Source organism: Streptomyces mesophilus (genome assembly GCF_040300965.1).
Lineage (GTDB): Bacteria > Actinomycetota > Actinomycetes > Streptomycetales > Streptomycetaceae > Streptomyces > Streptomyces mesophilus_A.
In genome coordinates this window covers 3,611-6,134 of the sequence record NZ_JBEPEW010000259.1, presented here as the reverse complement: position 1 = coordinate 6,134, position 2,524 = coordinate 3,611, and the positions used below count along the sequence as shown (strand labels likewise).

The following is a 2,524-nucleotide window of genomic DNA, read 5'->3' as shown; positions in this document are numbered from 1 at the left end:
CCCGGTACCGCCCGGGCCCGGGCGGTACCGGGCGGGATCGGACCGCAGCGCGGGGCGCTGGGGCGGGCGGGGGCTGGGCGGGGGTAGACGGAGCCCTAGCCGGCGGGGGTAGACGCGTGCCCGAGCCGGCGGGGGCAGACGCGTGCCCGAGCCGGCGGGGGCAGACGCGTACCCGCCGAAAATCCCGAGCCCACCCACGCCACCCGCTGTTACCGTGGAAAACATGGAGATCACCCGCATGCATACGCACACCGCAGCCGCGCGAGCGCCCCGCTCGCCGGTTGCCGCCGCCTGATCTCCTCACTCCTCACACCGCCGGCGACCGGAAACGGATCGCCGGCGCCGCTGTGTCGTACCCCTCGTCAAGCAGCAGCTCTTCGCGCGGTCCTTTCCGGTCACCCCGACCCGAAAGGGCACCCGCCATGCGTACCCCGCAGCACACCCCGCTCACCACCGAGCCGGACCGCAACCCGCAGCACACCCCGCTCACCACCGAGCAGACCGTCGACACCTTCACCCGCTTCTTCCGTGAGCGCGGGCACGAGCTGATCACCGGCAGCACCCTGCTGCCGCCGCCCGGTGATCCGGTCCTGTTCACCACGTCGGGCATGCACCCCCTCACGCCGTACCTGGAGGGCCGCCCCCACCCGCTCGGCCGGCGCCTGGTCAACGTCCAGCGCTGTCTGCGGACGACGGACCTCGACGAGGTGGGCGACAGCACGCACCTCACCGTGTTCGAGATGCTCGGCTCCTGGTCCCTCGGCGACTACGGCGGTCCGCAGAGCCTGCGCTGGGGGTACGAGCTGCTGCACGAGGGTTTCGGCATCCCGCGAGAGCGGCTCCATGTCACGGTCTTCGGCGGCGACGAGCAGGTCGGCGTCGACGAGGAATCACTCGATACGTGGCGGGGGACCGGCCTCCCGGTCGAGCTGACCGGCGGCGACGAGAACTGGTGGTCCAACGGGCCGACGGGTCCCTGCGGCCCCGACTCGGAACTGTTCGTCTGGACCGGCGGGGACGGCACGGAGCCCCAGGGCACGCCGACCACCGACCCCCGCTGGGTCGAGGTCTGGAACCACGTGATGATGCGCTACCGCCGCCACGAGGACGGGGGCCTCACGCCGCTGCGGCAGCAGAACGTGGACACCGGCATGGGCCTCGAACGCCTCGTGACCGTCCTGCAGGGCAAGGACTCGGTCTACGGGACCGACCTCTTCGAGCCGTGGATGCGCCTCGTACCCGGCCTCTGGGACATCGACGAGCCGTCGGACCTCCGCCTGGTCGTCGACCACCTGCGCTCGCTCACCGTGATCCACGGGGACGGCGTCCGCCCGTCCAACACCGGCCGGGGCTATGTCCCGCGCCGGCTGATCCGCCGCACGCTCACGACGCTCTGGCGCGAGGACCCCGACCGCACCCTCGGCGACCTGCCGCGCGAGCTCGTCTCCCGCACGCAGTCCCACTTCGGCCTGCGGGACGACCCGGACTCCGTCCTCACCGTCCTCCACGAGGAGGAGACCCGCTTCCGCCGCCTCCTGCACCGCGGCCGCAAGACCCTCTCCCGCCCCGAATACCGGGACCGCCCCCTGACGGAGGACGACTACCGCTACCTGCATGACACGCATGGGTTGCCTCGGGAGCTGGTCGACTTCAGCCCCGCCGGCGTTTGAGGCGATCCGAACGAAGTTCGGATGAAGGGGGCCGGGGCAAAGCCCCGGTTTCGGGAAGGGGCGGGGTGGGGGAGAAAAGCCCGCACCCGCCCACCCCGCCCCCGACCCCCGCCCCCAGACACAATGACCCCGTGCGGTACCGAATCCTGGGCGTCACAGAGGCGCGAGACGATGTGGGCGCAGTCGTGCCCCTCGGGGGCGCACGGCTGCGTGCCCTGCTCGCCGCCCTTGCCCTGCGCGCAGGGCACACCGCGAGCGTCGAGGCGCTGATCGACGACGTCTGGCACGAGGACCCGCCCCACGACGCCCCCGCCGCGCTCCAGGCCCTCGTCGGCCGGCTCCGGCGCGCCCTCGGCAAGGACGCGATCGCGTCCGCCCCCGGCGGTTACCGCCTCGCCGCCGACCCGGACGACATCGACCTGCACCGCTTCGAAGCGCTCGTACGGGACGGACAGTCCGCCCTCGACCACGGCGACGCGGACACCGCGGCCCGCACCCTGCGCGAGGCCCTGGCGCTCTGGCGCGGTCCCGCTCTCGCCGACCTGCCCGACCGCACCGCCGCCGCCCGCCCCGAGGCCCAGCGCCTGGAGGCGGCCCGTCTGCGGATCGAGGCGGATCTGCGGCTGGGGCGCGGGCGTGAGCTCGTACCGGAAGTGCGGGAGCTCATCGGCGTACACCCGTATGACGAGCCGCTGCACGCGCAGTTGATCCGCGCGCTGCGCGACGCGGGCCGTGGCGCGGACGCGCTGGCGGCGTACGAGGCGGTGCGCCGGACCCTGGCGGACGGCCTCGGCACCGATCCTGGACCGGAACTACAGGCGCTGCACGCCGAGTTGCTGAACACCGGGGCGCAG

At 73.3% G+C, this 2,524-nt stretch carries 2 protein-coding genes; both read left to right on the top strand.

Annotation, left to right across the window (positions count from 1 at the left end; translation table 11 throughout):
• Positions 1–422: 422 nt before the first annotated feature.
• On the top strand, positions 423–1,670 hold the full coding sequence (locus tag ABT367_RS40265; RefSeq protein ID WP_352258793.1) for an alanine--tRNA ligase-related protein: 1,248 nt from the start codon (positions 423–425) through the stop codon (positions 1,668–1,670).
• Positions 1,671–1,801: 131 nt separating this feature from the next.
• On the top strand, positions 1,802–2,524 hold a 723-nt coding region (locus tag ABT367_RS40260), incomplete at its 3' end, for an AfsR/SARP family transcriptional regulator (RefSeq protein ID WP_352258792.1).

Coding starts and splice junctions, on each gene's coding strand:
- ABT367_RS40265 (WP_352258793.1), top strand. CDS start 423: ATGCGTACCCCGCAGCACACCCCGCTCACCACCGAGCCGGACCGCAAC.